Origin of the sequence: Yersinia aleksiciae, from assembly GCF_001047675.1 — a bacterium.
In the GTDB taxonomy this organism is placed as follows: domain Bacteria; phylum Pseudomonadota; class Gammaproteobacteria; order Enterobacterales; family Enterobacteriaceae; genus Yersinia; species Yersinia aleksiciae.
The window spans coordinates 1,714,481-1,729,144 of sequence record NZ_CP011975.1; the positions used below are offsets into that span (position 1 = coordinate 1,714,481).

The following is a 14,664-nucleotide window of genomic DNA, read 5'->3' on the forward strand; positions in this document are numbered from 1 at the left end:
GGGGGACGAAAGCTGGCATAACTGATTAAGGCAACACTTTCGCTGACAGGATAGTTATCGGCTTAACCGGCACATTCTGATACGGGCCGACGTTTTCCGTCTGAACCTGGGAGATTTTCTCTACCACATCCATGCCTTTTACCACTTTACCGAACACGGCATAACCAAAGTCGCGCTGGCCATGATCGAGGAACGCATTGTCTGCTACGTTGAGGAAGAACTGGCTGGTGGCGCTGTCTTTATCTGCGGTACGGGCCATCGAGATGGTGCCACGCAGGTTACGCAAGCCATTATCCGCTTCGTTTTTGATTGGCGTTTTAGCGGTTTTTTGTTTGAAATCAGCGGTGAAGCCGCCACCTTGAACCATAAAGCCAGGAATAACACGGTGGAAAATAGTGTTGTTGTAGTAGCCGTTGTTGACGTAATCAACGAAGTTTTGTGTTGAAATCGGGGCCTTCTGGCTATTGAGTTCCAACTCAATATTCCCAACCGATGTCGTTAACAACACATGAGGTTCACCGGCAGCTAAAGCAGCGGGTGCCACGGCGCTGAGGGAACAAAGTGCGATGAAGGTCACTAAAGTACGTTTGAACATTAACGGTTCCTTTCTGTGGGGTACAAACAGCGGAAAAGCGCTTTGATTCTAGAGAGCTAACCCGCGTAATGCCACCCATTTACCGATTTTTACGTAACAAAATGCGCATTTTCGCTGAAAACGCGTCACTACGATGAATAAGCGGCACAATAGCGATCAATTAGCCAAATTAACCCATCAAGGCATTCCACGGCAACAGTGAAATTCTGCAACCAAGATCACGTCTTGCTGATTTTCTTACCCACTATCTGTCGTTTTTGGGAGAAACATCCCATTTTGTTTCTGGCTAATCGTTAATCTGCCTCCAAATGAGAGCGCTCTCATTTCTAATTCATCCATTTTGAGGCCAAATTATGAAAACCTTTAAAATTGCCATTATTGGTGGCGGTAGTAGCTATACCCCTGAGTTGGTTGATGGGCTGATTCAGCGCATTGACCAGTTACCGGTCACCGAGTTGGCATTGGCTGATGTCGAATTGGGTCGTCAAAAAGTGGAGATTATTGCCGCACTGACCCGCAGAATGTTGGATCGCCACGGGCTGGAGCAAGTGAAAGTCAGTGTTCACTTCTCACTGGATACCGCCATCGAAGGAGCCAGCTTTGTGCTGACCCAGTTCCGTGTCGGCCAGCTCCCTGCGCGGGCGGCGGACGAACGTTTGGGGCTAAAATATAACCTGCTCGGGCAGGAAACCACGGGGGTCGGCGGTTTTGCCAAAGCACTGCGCACCATTCCAGTGATGCTTGATATTGCGGCTAAAGTCGAGCGACTGGCACCGGACGCCTGGATCATTAACTTCACCAATCCCGCCGGGATCGTCACCGAAGCGGTGACCCGTTATAGCAACGCGAAAATTATCGGTCTGTGTAATGTCCCGATCAGCATGCATCATATGATTGCCAATTTACTGCAAGCACCTTATGAAGATATCCAACTGCGCTTTGCTGGATTAAACCATATGGTGTGGGTGCATGAGGTGTTGCAGCAGGGTAAGAATGTCACCGCCGATGTGATGGACATGCTGTGTGACGGTGCATCGCTGACCATGAACAATATTAAGGAAGCACCATGGCCACCGGAATTCCTGCGAGCAATGGGAGCAATTCCTTGTCCGTATCATCGCTATTTCTACCAGACTCAGGATATGCTGGCAGAAGAGATGGCCGCTGCCGCTGAGCGGGGTACGCGCGCGGAGCAGGTGATGCAAGTAGAAAAAGAGCTGTTCGATCTGTACGCTGATCCCCATCTGGACAGCAAACCTGAGCAGCTCAGCTTCCGTGGCGGATCATTTTATTCTGAAGTTGCATTAGAACTCATTCGTGCTATTTATAATAATTTAGGGACACAATTAGTTGTGAATACAACAAACCGTGGTGCGATTCGCGGTTTATCCGACGGCTCTGTGGTAGAAACTAACTGTATTGTCGATGCACAAGGTGCTCATCCACTCACTTTCGGCCCCTTACCTGTGGCGATGCATGGGTTAACGCAGCAAGTCAAAGCCTATGAACGTCTGACCATTGAAGCGGCGGTGCACGGTGATCGCCGCAGTGCCTTGTTGGCACTAGTGACTAACCCACTGATTGCTAACGCCAGCATTGCTCAGCCACTGTTGGAAGAGGTTCTACAGGTCAATAAACCTTACTTGCCTCAGTTCGCAGATTTGTGATGTTAACTAATTGATACCCAAAGTTATTGGAGTTGCAGTCAACACAGCTGCAACTTGAAAGATGGCAGGTATATCAGGAGTAGCAGATGGTGACACTGGAAGATGTCGCGGTATTAGCCGGGGTTTCCCGCGCTACGGTTTCCCGCGTGGTCAACGGTGATACCAATGTCAAAGCCCTGACTCGCGAAAAGGTAGAACAAGCGGTCGCGGTGTTGGGTTACACCCCAAACCCTGCCGCACGGGCATTGGCATCGAGCCAAAGTAATACACTCGGGCTGGTGACCACCTCCTATCGTGGCGGCTTCTTTGGCGCATTGATGGATTTTGTGCAAACGGAAACCGAGTCTCAGGGTAAGCAGTTATTAGTCACTCAGGGGCGGGATAATGCGGATAAAGAGTGGCAGGCTATTCAGCGCCTGTATAACTTACGCTGTGACGGCTTAATCCTCCATGTCCGTTTTCTCAGTGATGAAAGATTGCGCCAGTTGGCTGCCGCAGATCGCTCATTCGTCTTGTTAGATCGGTTAGTTCCCGGTCTTGAAGCTCGCTGTGTCACCTTCGATCACCGCCGCGCCAGCCAAATGGCGACACAGGTACTTATCGATGCGGGTCATCGGCACATTGCGTGCATCAGTGGTTCCGCACAGCGTCACTCCAGCGAGTTGCGTCGTCAGGGGTTTATCGATGCCATGCAATCGGCTGGTTTGACACCCGTCGCCTGTGTGGAGGGGGTTTATGATCTGGAGAGTGGCTATCAGCGCGCTGACGAGATCCTCAAACAGCCTCATTTGCCGACGGCGATTTATTGCTGCAATGAAGAGATGGCCATTGGTGCACTGTTGGCTATCAATAAGCATCATTTGCAGGTACCGCAGGATATCTCATTGATTTGCTACGACAGTGGCGAACGCGCACCTTTTGTCTGCCCGGCATTAACTAGCCTGCATTTTCCCATTGTCGAAATGGCGCAATACGCCACGCAATTACTGATTAACCCGCAACTCCCACCAGCCAACTTCCCACCAGCGATTATCATGCGCGATTCGGTGATGCCACCCAACGAGTTCCATTGATTGAAAAAACGTGGCAAGCAACTGCCTGCCACGCTGATTTATGGCTAATGGCTCTCTCCAACGTCAAGGACGAAGATAGCGCTTAGAACGTCACATTCAACTTCGCCCAAAGTGTCCTGCCCGGCTCATTCACTGGCGTATTGACGGAATAACCAAACCCGCTGTTACCCGCCAGATTAAGATGTTCGCTGTAGGCTTTATTCAGCAGATTATCGATGCCCCCGCTGACCTTCACTTGTGGCGTGATTTTGTAGGCCACATTGGCCGAGAGCACACCGAAGCCCGCGCTGTCGGCGAAATCTTTACCGACCACGTTGCCTTCGTTAATCGCCACCCGATGCTGACTGCTGACCAGACGCCATAGTGCGGTGCTGCTCCAGTTGCCAGTTTCATAGGTCAGCCCCAGCCGTGCTTCAAGAGGGGGAATTTGCGGCAGTGGGCGATTATTGCTGGTGTTTTCGCCCCACGCGTAGGCCAGACTGGCATCTGCTTTCCAGTGGTCGTTGAAGGCATATCCTGCCCCCATCTCACCGCCCATGATGGTTGCATTGATATTATCCGCCTGACTAATACGCAGGTTTTTGGGATCATACTTGAACAGAATAAAATCATTCACCCGGCCCAGATAAGCAGAGACCCAACCGTTTAGCTGCTTGCCACTGTACTTCGCGCCAATATCAAGCTGGGTGGTCTTTTCACTTTTTACCCCCTCAAAAGCACTGGTTGACCCTGTTGGCCCGAACGTCGGGGAAAATAGCTCCCAATAATCGGGAAAACGCTCGGTGTGGCCCACTCCGGCATACCACATCACCGGAGCATCGGCCAGATTATGCTCAAAACGCATAAAGCCTGCGGGGAGTGTGGCAGAGCGCGATGGCTCATTAGCACGGGTATAATTAGTGACCTGATTATGGTCCAGACGAGTGCCGGTAATCAGCTTATCTTGCTCACTCATCGTCCATGTCAGTTCGCCGAACAGACCATAGTTCGCGAAGCTGGCATTTTTGTTCCACGTATTCTGTGTGTTCTTGCGATGGGTATTGGTTTGCATATCACTGCCGGCTTCTAATTTCAGGTCCTCCCACAACCAGGTTCCCATCACTCTGCCACCAATGGTGCGACGGTCCAGATTACTGGTCATCGCCATCATCGGCGGGGTACGTAAGGTATGGTTATCCATAATATGATTGACATAGTTGTAGTAAACCTTGGCTTCAATCTTATCCAGCACCTCGCCAATATTGGTTTTCTCGAAGCGCGCCCCTAGGCTTTCCCGCAAGAACTGAGAGCCGTCCATGCCGCGCCCAGCATAGCTTGCCTCACCATCGCCTTTGCCTGCTGTCAGTTCGAGCAAAGTATCGCTATCTGGTGTCCAGCCCAGTGCAACATCCGCATTCCATTTGTCCCACTTCGATGGCACTCGAGTGCCGTCGCCATCCTTATAATTCCCCGCTTGAGACTGATTCCCCATCATGCGCAGATAGCCCTGCTCGTTGCCCAGACTGGCATCGAGATTCTTATCCCAGCGCCCGTTGGAACCCACCAGCAAGCTGGCATTCCCTTTGACGCCCGCCTGATCAAAATGGGGTTGTTCGCGCTCAAACAGAATCGTACCAGCGGAAGCGCCTGGGCCCCATAGCACCGATTGCGGCCCTTTCACTACCGTCAGCAGGTCAAAGCTCTCCGGTGAAATATAGGAGGTGGGCGCATCCATCCGTGACGGGCAGGTACCCAGTGTTTCAGCGCCATCAGTCAGAATCTTGATGCGCGAACCAAACATGCCACGGAAAACCACATCGCCGTTGGTGCCGCCATTACGGACTTGCGAAAAACCGGGGATAGTTTTCAGGTAGTCCGCACCATCACTGGCTGGGACGGGCTGACGCGGCGTTTTAGGGGAAGTGACGATGGTGAGCGGCGAATACTGAGGGGCGGTGACCGTCATCACCTCGCCGTCATTGGTTTTTTTATCGCCGCGATTATCGGTGCCGTGATTCGTCGCATGATCTGCCGCCACGAGATGATCCGGTGCCGCTGCCGTCGCATGTAAGGTCAATACAGAAAGCGCGGAAGTCACTGCACACGCTAATAAAGTTTTTTTATAACCGTTATTCTTACCAGACATAATTATTCCTTGGGCAATAGAAATGAGTCCGGTGGAGATTTCTCATACCAGAGAACTCACACCAGATAATCCACAGCAAATAAGTGGTTTTGATTTTTTATTGAATGTTCAGGAATAAAAGGCAGGCGGTGCGCGGGGTTGGCTCTCGGAATAGCGGCCTTTGATGACAAGCGTATAGATAAATAGCGGCGGAGATAACTCAGCCAGCAGTAATGCAGAGCGAATGTCCGCTTTAAATGCGGTATTGAGCAAGGGCAGATGGGTCAGTAAGACACAATATCCACAGGCGGCATGGTTCATCATCATGCCGTCATGACTGCCCCCGTGCTCATCGGCATCGGTTGTTTTAGCGTCATGATGGACATCAGGCCCACTGCCGTGGTGACTCGCCATATCCATCGCACCATCAGCCATGGTCATGGTCATGGCGGACGTGTTTCTTTCGTAGGAAAGCGTCAGTGAGACTGAAACCACCGGGGCAATAAATAACATCAGAATCGCGGCTATCCCTAGCCAGGCAGAATAGCGCCTGCTGCGATAAAAAATTTGACCTAATGGCACCAGTGCACCAATAGCATTGCAGCCATGATCCCACTTTTCATCACGATAGTTCCTTTATCTCAATAACAACTAATAGAATACGATTGATTACTCTCTGTTTTATGAACAGTTTTTGTTAACCCTGAGGTGTCAAGGTCGCGGGGAGGATCATATCTGAACCCATCTAAATGCGGCGTTAAATCTCATTAAATTAAGAGTATTTCTCATAATCTCTGAGCCGGAATATGTGACGCCTCACTATTATTCTCCATCACATTTCATTCATTACATTAAAAGTTGGATGTAAATCACAAAAACTCACTATGCCTGTGCTAGGATCCGCCGCCTGAGAAGTGAATGGGTTAGAACCCTTTTTATTGATGTGCTTACTATGGTTGTATTAACTATGGTCGTATTAACTCTATGCTGAAACAGGCCCCATCTATGAATGACAGCAATCGCCTTCGACTCACTTGGATAAGTTACTTTTCTTACGCCCTAACCGGTGCGTTAGTTATTGTCACCGGAATGGTGATGGGGAATATCGCAGAGTATTTCAATCTGCCTATTGCCAGTATGAGTAACACATTTACTTTCCTCAATGCAGGTATTCTGATCTCCATTTTCCTTAATGCCTGGTTGATGGAAATCATTCCATTAAAACGTCAGTTGGTATTTGGCTTTATTCTGATGTTGATAGCGATTGCCGGATTGATGGTGGGTCATAATCTGATGGTCTTCTCCATCAGCATGTTTATCCTCGGGGTGGTTAGCGGGATCACCATGTCGATCGGGACTTTCCTGATAACCCATATGTATGAAGGGCGTCAGCGTGGCTCCCGCCTGCTGTTTACCGACTCATTCTTTAGTATGGCGGGGATGATCTTCCCTGTGGCGGCGGCGATGCTGTTGGCACGTCATATCGAGTGGTACTGGGTGTATGCCTGCATCGGCCTGCTGTATGTGGGGATTTTCGTACTGACACTCTGCTCTGAGTTCCCGGTTCTGGGCCATAAAGCCAGCGGTGAAAACAAGCCAGTAGCGAAAGAGAAATGGGGCATTGGCGTGCTATTCCTGTCGATTGCTGCACTGTGCTACATCTTGGGTCAACTCGGCTTCATCCAATGGGTGCCGGAATACGCCACCAAAACCTTCAATATGGATATCAGCCAGGCTGGCCAACTGGTGAGTAACTTCTGGATCTCCTACATGATTGGGATGTGGGTGTTCAGCTTTATTCTGCGCTTCTTTGACCTGCAACGTATCGTGACCGTGCTGGCTGCGCTGGCAACACTGGCAATGTACCTGTTCGTCAGCACCGATAATCCGGCCTATCTGAGCTACTACATTCTGGCGTTAGGTTTTGTCTCCAGTGCCATCTACACCACACTGATTACGCTCGGATCGCTGCAAACCAAAGTGTCCTCACCCAAGCTGGTGAACTTCATTCTGACCTGCGGCACCGTAGGGACCATGTTGACCTTCGTTGTCACTGGCCCGATTGTGGCGAACAGTGGTGTTCATGCCGCGTTGACCACAGCAAACGGTCTGTATCTGGCGGTATTCGTGATGTGCCTGATTCTGGGCTTCTTCACCAAGCACCGTAGCCACGGTCATGCAACACACTGATTGATGTACAAACTGCCCTGCTGCCATTGCGGTAGCAGGGCAGTTTCCCTACTTAAAGTTAACCCGCTCCTCCTGCCCCAAATAGATCCGACTCTCGGCCGGTTGCGTTTTGGCAATCACCACCCCATGACGAATGGAGTAGCGCACTGGCACTTGTCGCCGCACCGCATCAAAACCGCTTTCGGCGGGCAGAATAATCAGATTGGCGCTATTACCTAACTGCAAACCATAATCCGATAAATTCAACGTTCTGGCGCTGTTGTGGGTTATCAGATTCAGACCATCATTGATTTGGCCATATCCCATCAGTTGACAAATATGCAGCCCCATATGCAGCACCTGCAACATATTGGCGGTGCCCAGCGGATACCACGGGTCGAACACATCATCGTGGCCGAAGCAGACATTAATGTCTGCCGCCAGCATCTCCTTGACCCGCGTAATGCCGCGCCGCTTCGGATAAGTATCAAAGCGCCCTTGCAGGTGAATATTCACCAAGGGATTAGCGACAAAATGAATGCCGGACATCTTCAGTAGACGGAATAAACGTGAGGCATAAGCGCCATTATAGGAGTGCATCGCCGTAGTGTGGCTGGCAGTCACCCGCGCCCCCATGTTTTCACGGTGCGCCAACGCCGCTACCGTTTCGACAAAGCGCGACTGCTCATCATCGATTTCATCACAATGCACATCCACCAGCCGCTGATATTTCTGCGCCAGCGCAAAGGCGATATGCAGTGATTCAACGCCATATTCGCGGGTAAATTCAAAATGCGGGATGGCCCCCACCACATCCGCGCCCAGTCGCAGCGCCTCTTCCAACAACGCCGCACCGTCGGGATAGGAGAGGATGCCCTCCTGTGGAAAGGCCACAATCTGCATATCCACCCACGGACTGACCTCCTCTTTCACTTCCAGCATTGCGCTCAGGGCCGTCAGGCTGGGATCGGAGACATCCACATGGGTGCGCACATGCTGAATACCGTTGGCAATTTGCCATTTCAGCGTCTGCCATGCCCGCTGCTTAACATCCTCGCGCGTCAGCAGCGCTTTGCGCTCAGCCCAGCGCTCGATGCCCTCAAACAGGGTGCCTGACTGATTCCAGCTCGGTTGCCCCGCCGTTTGGGTGGTATCCAAATGAATATGTGGCTCGACAAAGGGAGGCAGTGCCAAACCGCCCTGTGCATCCAGCACGCCCGCGCCGGTGGGCAGTTGCTCCGGTTGTGGCACAATCGCGCTGATTTTTCCGTCGGCGACAGTGAGCTGCCAAAGCCCCGTTTGCCCGACAAGGCGCACATTATTGATGCTCGTCAGTAAATGCTGTGTTGAGGATTGCGCTGACATTGATGCCTCCATTATCCCTTTGCCACCTTCGGCCTTATTTGCTCTTAGCTTATCCGATCAGCAGTGGCCCGCCCGATTTTCTTTTTAAATGCGGATCTATCATAAAATCAAAAAAACAGCCAAAACTGAAACCTTTCAGCTAAAGATGAATGAAATCCGCAACTTATCAAAAATCGTTTAAAATCATTCATCTACCACCTTAGAGGTATATGGAACGCTAATTGATTTACATCAAGAAGCGCCATGTTGGGAAGATTAAGGTAAGCGTAGAAAATTAAAAATTGAGGCAAAAATGAGCAAAGTCAAACTTGCCATCATTGGCAACGGCATGGTCGGCCACCGCTTTATCGAAGACTTATTGGATAAAGCGGATAAAGACCAATTTGAGATAACCGTATTTTGCGAAGAGCCTCGCATCGCTTATGACCGGGTACATCTTTCCTCTTACTTCTCCCACCATACCGCCGAAGAACTGTCACTGGTTCGTGAAGGCTTTTATGAAAAACACGGTGTCAAAGTGCTGGTGGGCGAACGCGCCATTACCATCAACCGCACCGAGAAAGTGATTCACTCCAACAGCGGCCGTACTCTCTATTACGACAAGCTGATTATGGCGACCGGCTCCTATCCGTGGATCCCGCCCATCAAAGGTAGCGAAGGGCAAGATTGCTTTGTCTATCGCACCATTGAAGACCTGAACGCTATCGAAGCCTGTACCCGCCGCAGCAAACGTGGGGCGGTTATCGGTGGCGGTCTGCTCGGGCTGGAAGCGGCAGGGGCATTGAAAAACCTCGGCGTTGAAACCCATGTAATTGAATTTGCGCCAGTATTAATGGCCGAGCAGCTTGATCCCATGGGTGGCGACCAACTGCGCCAGAAGATTGAGCGCATGGGCGTCAGGGTCCATACCGGCAAAAATACCCAGGAAATTATTCATTCAGGCCAAAACAGCCGCAAAACCATGCAGTTTGCTGATGGTTCGCAGCTGGAAGTCGATTTTATTGTCTTCTCCACCGGGATTCGCCCACAAGACAAACTGGCGCATCAATGCGGTTTAGCCACAGCACGCCGTGGTGGTATTGCTATCAATGATTATTGCCAGACATCCGACCCAGATGTTTACGCCATTGGTGAGTGTGCCTCGTGGCAAGAGCGGACCTTCGGGCTGGTTGCGCCGGGCTACAAAATGGCGCAGGTCACCGCCGATCACCTGTTAGGCCGCGAAAACGCCTTCAAGGGTGCCGACATGAGCGCCAAGCTGAAGTTGCTGGGTGTCGATGTGGGCGGAATTGGTGATGCCCATGGCCGCACTGAAGGCGCGCGCAGCTACGTTTATCTGGATGAAAATAAAGAAATTTATAAGCGTTTGGTGGTCAGCGCTGACAACAAAACCCTGCTGGGCGCAGTGCTGGTGGGGGATACCTCGGATTACGGCAATCTGCTGCAACTGGCACTGAACAATATTGTGCTGCCAGACAACCCAGATAGCCTGATCCTCCCTGCCCACGCGGGCAGTAAACCCGCTATGGGGGTGGACTCACTGCCCGATACCGCACAGATCTGCTCCTGTTTTGATGTCACCAAAGGCGACATTATTCAGGCCATCGGTCAGGGCTGCCATACGGTTGCGGCACTGAAATCCGCCACTAAAGCAGGCACCGGCTGCGGCGGCTGTATTCCGCTGGTCACGCAAGTACTGAATGCGGAACTCAGCAAGCAAGGCATTGAAGTCAATCACCATTTGTGTGAGCACTTCGCCTATTCGCGCCAAGAGCTGTATCACTTGATCCGTGTTGAAGGGATTAAATCCTTCGATGCCCTGCGGGAGAAATACGGCAAAGGTTACGGCTGTGAAGTCTGTAAACCGACGGTTGGCTCACTGCTGGCATCCTGCTGGAATGACTATATTTTGGCGCCGCAACATACGCCGTTGCAGGACACCAATGACAACTTCCTCGGCAATATCCAGAAAGACGGCACTTACTCGGTCATCCCGCGCTCACCAGGTGGCGAGATCACACCGGATGGCCTGCTCACCATCGGCCGCATTGCCAAAGAGTATAATTTGTACACCAAACTGACCGGCTCGCAGCGAGTGGGGATGTTTGGCGCGCAAAAAGATGACCTGCCGGCTATCTGGGCGCAACTGATTGAAGCGGGCTTTGAAACCGGCCACGCCTACGCCAAAGCGCTGCGCATGGCCAAAACCTGCGTCGGCAGCACTTGGTGCCGCTTTGGTGTCGGTGACAGCGTCGGTTTTGGTGTCGCACTGGAGCATCGCTTCAAAGGCATCCGCACACCACACAAAATGAAGTTTGGTGTCTCCGGCTGTACCCGCGAGTGTTCCGAAGCACAGGGCAAAGACGTGGGGATTATCGCCACCGAAAACGGCTGGAATCTGTATGTCTGTGGTAATGGCGGCATGAAGCCACGTCATGCGGACTTACTGGCAGCGGATCTGGATGAAGAGACGCTGATGCGCTATCTCGACCGCTTTATGATGTTCTACATCCGCACCGCCGATAAGCTGCAACGCACTTCGGTGTGGCTGGAGAGTTTGGAAGGCGGCATTAACTACCTGCGGGCGGTTATCCTCGACGACAAACTGGGCATCAACGATCAGTTGGAAGCCGATATCGCCCGTCTGCGCGATAAAGTGACCTGCGAATGGAAAGCCACCGTCGAGAACCCCGCGGCACAAGTTCGCTTTGCCCACTTTATCAATAGCCCGCTGCGCGACCCGAACGTGCAAGTGGTGGCTGAACGTGAACAACATCGCCCAGCCCGCCCGGATGAGCGCATCCCAGTGCGAGTGCTGGAGGAGAACCTATGAGCCAGTGGATCCCACTCTGCCTGTTAGACGATATTTTGCCCGGCAGCGGCGTATGTGGCCTGATCGGCGAACAACACATCGCGGTTTTCCGCCCTTACACTGACGAGCAGGTTTTCGCCATCAGTAACATCGATCCTTTCGCTCAGGCCAGTGTGCTGTCACGCGGATTGATTGCCGAGCATCAAGGTGATTTGTGGGTCGCCAGCCCTCTGAAAAAACAGCACTTCCGCCTGCATGATGGCCTCTGTCTGGAAGATGAAACGCGCTCGGTAACCCACTATGACGTGCGAGTCCGCGACGGCATGGTGCAAGTCAAAGCGTGATAAATAGCGGGTGAATTCGGTCAATCCGAATGCCTATAGAGAATGATTGATCATCCCCAAAGTGATTGACGTTGCAGCTAACACCGCTGCGGCGTCAAGAGCAAGGGATTAGGATTGGGATTAAAAATGTACAGCGACACCATCAACAAATGCGCGGCTAACGCGGCGCGAATCGTCAAACTGGCCAAAGAGAGCCCACTGGGCTTCTGGATTGGTTCCGCCATGGCCGGTGCCTATGTGGGCCTTGGCATTATTCTGATTTTCACCTTAGGAAACCTGATCGACCCGGCTTACCGTCCGCTGGTGATGGGAGCGACCTTTGGTCTGGCGCTGACCTTAGTCATTATCGCCGGTTCTGAGCTGTTCACCGGTCACACCATGTTCCTAACCTTCGGCGTGAAAGCGGGCGTCATCAAATCCAGTCAAATGTGGGCGGTCTTGCCACAAACCTGGCTGGGGAATCTGCTGGGCTCAGTGTTTGTGGCCCTGCTCTATTACTACGGCGGCGGCAGCTTGCTCACGGTAGATACCAGCTTGGTGCACACCGCCGCGCTGGCAAAAACCTCTGCGCCTGCTATGACCTTATTCTTCAAAGGTGTATTATGTAACTGGCTGGTTTGTCTGGCGATCTGGATGGCAATCCGCGTAGAAGGTGCGGCGAAATTTATTGCTATCTGGTGGTGTCTGCTGGCCTTTATTGCTTCTGGCTACGAGCACTCAGTCGCCAACATGACGCTGTTCGCGCTGTCATGGTTTGGTCATCACAGCGAGGCTTACACCCTAAGTGGCATTGGTCACAACCTGTTGTGGGTCACACTGGGGAATACCCTGTCGGGTGCGGTGTTTATGGGGCTGGGCTACTGGTATGCCACGCCACGGGATCAGCGCCCACAGCCCGCAATCATCAGCGCGCCACACGCGGTGAAAGAGTAACGGTTACCCGCATTTCCCCGTCCGCAAGGGCGGGCTTTATCACCCCGCTACCTTAATCTGAAGGATTGCCGATGGACTACTTCCCGATTTTCTGCCAACTGCAAAACAAAGCCTGCCTGCTGGTCGGTGGTGGTGAAGTGGCCGAACGCAAAGCCCGCCTGCTGCTGGAGGCGGGGGCGGTTGTCACCGCCAACGCCTGCGAGTTTACGCCACAGTTTCACGATTGGGCTGAGCAGGGGCGGCTCTCCTTAGTGAGCAGCGAGTTTGTCCCTGAGTTGCTGGCAGAGAAGTGGCTGGTGATTGCCGCCACCGATCAAGTGGCGGTGAATGCATTGGTCTATCAGAGCGCTAACCAACAGCGAGTATTCTGCAATGTGGTGGATGATCCCAAGCGTACCAGCTTTATCATGCCATCAATCATTGACCGCTCACCCATCATGATTGCTATCTCTTCTGGCGGTAAAGCGCCAGTGCTGGCACGACTGCTGCGGGAAAAGCTCGAGGCTATATTGCCCCTGCATTTGGGGCAACTGGCACAGTTGGCGGGTGATTTGCGCCAACGGGTAAAGCAACATTTTGCCGCCATGCCCGATCGCCGTCGTTTTTGGGAAAAGCTGCTGACCCACGATCGTTTGGCGCAGTCACTGGCGAATGACGATCAGATGCAAGTCGAGCAGCATATCGAACAGTTATTCAACGCGCCGCTCTCTGATCGTGGCGAAGTGGTGTTAGTCGGTGCTGGGCCGGGTGATGCCGGTTTGCTGACCTTAAAAGGTTTGCAACAGATTCAGCAAGCCGATGTGGTGGTGTACGACCGCTTAGTTTCCGATGAGGTGATGAATCTGGTACGGCGCGATGCCGAGCGGATTTTTGTCGGCAAACAGTCGGGCCATCACAGTGTTCCGCAGGATCAAATCAATCAAATCTTGTTGCAGCAAGCGCAGCTGGGTAAACGGGTGGTGCGGTTGAAAGGTGGCGATCCGTTTATTTTTGGTCGGGGCGGCGAGGAGTTGGAAACGCTGGCGGAATACGGCATTCCTTTCTCGGTGGTGCCGGGAATCACTGCCGCGTCGGGCTGCTCTGCTTATAGTGGCATTCCCCTAACCCATCGTGATCATGCGCAGAGTGTACGGCTAATTACTGGCCATGCCAAAAAAGAGGCTCAGCTGGATTGGGCTAATCTGGCGGCAGAGAAGCAAACACTGGTGTTTTATATGGGGTTGTCGCAGGCCGGAGAGATCCAGCAGCAGCTGATTCGACACGGTATGCCTGCCGCGACGCCAGTGGCACTGGTGGAGAATGGCACCTCGCGCCATCAGCGAGTGGTCAGCGGCGAACTGAGCCAGTTGGCGCTACTTTCCCAGCAGGTCAGCAGCCCTAGCCTGATTATTGTCGGCAGCGTGGTCAGCTTACGTGAAAAACTGAATTGGTTTTCCAGCGCCGAGCACGGCAAAGTCGCAGTAAAGGAGCAGGCTGAAAGAGTGGGTTAAGCTGAGTTGACTCATAAGGGGGGATAACTCCCCTGAGGTTAATGACAAAACCAGCATTAAGCCAGGTGCACGCAGGGTCGACTGTCACTAGGGGCACTTCGGTCGCTTACGC

At 52.4% G+C, this 14,664-nt stretch carries 11 protein-coding genes; 7 read left to right on the forward strand and 4 right to left on the reverse strand.

Features of this window, described 5'->3' with window-relative positions:
• Positions 1 to 25: 25 nt before the first annotated feature.
• Positions 26 to 595 carry a peptidylprolyl isomerase A gene (gene ppiA / locus ACZ76_RS07955; RefSeq protein WP_032896774.1) on the reverse strand — a complete coding sequence of 190 codons (570 nt, stop codon included), beginning with the start codon at positions 593 to 595 and terminating at the stop codon, positions 26 to 28.
• 353 nt (positions 596 to 948) lie between these two features.
• Between ppiA and ACZ76_RS07960 the strand changes: the two genes are divergently transcribed.
• Together ACZ76_RS07960 and ACZ76_RS07965 are read left to right on the forward strand one after the other, a co-directional pair.
• Positions 949 to 2,262 (forward strand): 6-phospho-beta-glucosidase, encoded by a 1,314-nt coding sequence (locus ACZ76_RS07960; RefSeq protein ID WP_048618292.1) that lies wholly within the window; start codon positions 949 to 951, stop codon positions 2,260 to 2,262.
• Positions 2,263 to 2,348: 86 nt separating this feature from the next.
• Positions 2,349 to 3,335 (forward strand): LacI family DNA-binding transcriptional regulator, encoded by a 987-nt coding sequence (locus ACZ76_RS07965; RefSeq protein WP_048618293.1) that lies wholly within the window; start codon positions 2,349 to 2,351, stop codon positions 3,333 to 3,335.
• An 82-nt stretch (positions 3,336 to 3,417) separates the two neighbouring features.
• Here ACZ76_RS07965 and ACZ76_RS07970 read toward each other — a convergent pair whose 3' ends face one another.
• Both ACZ76_RS07970 and ACZ76_RS07975 read right to left on the reverse strand, forming a co-directional pair.
• Positions 3,418 to 5,460 (reverse strand): TonB-dependent copper receptor, encoded by a 2,043-nt coding sequence (locus ACZ76_RS07970; protein ID WP_208757932.1) that lies wholly within the window; start codon positions 5,458 to 5,460, stop codon positions 3,418 to 3,420.
• Between the two features lie 108 nt (positions 5,461 to 5,568).
• Entirely contained in the window at positions 5,569 to 6,021 is a 453-nt protein-coding gene (locus ACZ76_RS07975; protein WP_048618297.1) for a DUF2946 domain-containing protein, read from the reverse strand.
• A 423-nt stretch (positions 6,022 to 6,444) separates the two neighbouring features.
• On the opposite strand from ACZ76_RS07975, the gene tsgA reads away from it, so the two are divergent.
• On the forward strand, positions 6,445 to 7,629 hold the full coding sequence (tsgA, locus tag ACZ76_RS07980) for an MFS transporter TsgA (RefSeq protein ID WP_048620236.1): 1,185 nt from the start codon (positions 6,445 to 6,447) through the stop codon (positions 7,627 to 7,629).
• Between the two features lie 48 nt (positions 7,630 to 7,677).
• On the opposite strand, the gene ACZ76_RS07985 is transcribed toward tsgA, so the two are convergent.
• Positions 7,678 to 8,985 (reverse strand): cytosine deaminase, encoded by a 1,308-nt coding sequence (locus ACZ76_RS07985; RefSeq protein WP_072081048.1) that lies wholly within the window; start codon positions 8,983 to 8,985, stop codon positions 7,678 to 7,680.
• Between the two features lie 280 nt (positions 8,986 to 9,265).
• Between ACZ76_RS07985 and nirB the strand changes: the two genes are divergently transcribed.
• The 4 genes from nirB to cysG all read left to right on the forward strand — a co-directional run bounded on the left by nirB (position 9,266) and on the right by cysG (position 14,552).
• On the forward strand, positions 9,266 to 11,806 hold the full coding sequence (nirB, locus tag ACZ76_RS07990; RefSeq protein ID WP_048618300.1) for a nitrite reductase large subunit NirB: 2,541 nt from the start codon (positions 9,266 to 9,268) through the stop codon (positions 11,804 to 11,806).
• Complete coding sequence (nirD, locus tag ACZ76_RS07995) at positions 11,803 to 12,129, forward strand: nitrite reductase small subunit NirD (protein ID WP_048618302.1); 327 nt, start codon at positions 11,803 to 11,805, stop codon at positions 12,127 to 12,129. Before nirB ends, nirD begins: the two co-directional genes overlap by 4 nt.
• A gap of 126 nt (positions 12,130 to 12,255) precedes the next feature.
• Positions 12,256 to 13,062, forward strand: coding sequence for a nitrite transporter NirC (gene nirC, locus ACZ76_RS08000; RefSeq protein WP_048618304.1), 807 nt, complete (start codon positions 12,256 to 12,258; stop codon positions 13,060 to 13,062).
• Positions 13,063 to 13,133: 71 nt separating this feature from the next.
• Positions 13,134 to 14,552, forward strand: a complete 1,419-nt coding sequence (cysG, locus tag ACZ76_RS08005) for a siroheme synthase CysG (RefSeq protein ID WP_048618305.1) — start codon at positions 13,134 to 13,136, stop codon at positions 14,550 to 14,552.
• Positions 14,553 to 14,664 lie beyond the last annotated feature (112 nt).

Excerpts from the sequence above, each read along its gene's own strand:
- ppiA (WP_032896774.1), bottom strand. The coding sequence starts at position 595 with ATGTTCAAACGTACTTTAGTGACCTTCATCGCACTTTGTTCCCTCAGC.
- ACZ76_RS07960 (WP_048618292.1), top strand. The coding sequence starts at position 949 with ATGAAAACCTTTAAAATTGCCATTATTGGTGGCGGTAGTAGCTATACC.
- ACZ76_RS07965 (WP_048618293.1), top strand. The coding sequence starts at position 2,349 with ATGGTGACACTGGAAGATGTCGCGGTATTAGCCGGGGTTTCCCGCGCT.
- ACZ76_RS07970 (WP_208757932.1), bottom strand. The coding sequence starts at position 5,460 with ATGTCTGGTAAGAATAACGGTTATAAAAAAACTTTATTAGCGTGTGCA.
- tsgA (WP_048620236.1), top strand. The coding sequence starts at position 6,445 with ATGAATGACAGCAATCGCCTTCGACTCACTTGGATAAGTTACTTTTCT.
- ACZ76_RS07985 (WP_072081048.1), bottom strand. The coding sequence starts at position 8,985 with ATGGAGGCATCAATGTCAGCGCAATCCTCAACACAGCATTTACTGACG.
- nirB (WP_048618300.1), top strand. The coding sequence starts at position 9,266 with ATGAGCAAAGTCAAACTTGCCATCATTGGCAACGGCATGGTCGGCCAC.
- nirD (WP_048618302.1), top strand. The coding sequence starts at position 11,803 with ATGAGCCAGTGGATCCCACTCTGCCTGTTAGACGATATTTTGCCCGGC.
- nirC (WP_048618304.1), top strand. The coding sequence starts at position 12,256 with ATGTACAGCGACACCATCAACAAATGCGCGGCTAACGCGGCGCGAATC.
- cysG (WP_048618305.1), top strand. The coding sequence starts at position 13,134 with ATGGACTACTTCCCGATTTTCTGCCAACTGCAAAACAAAGCCTGCCTG.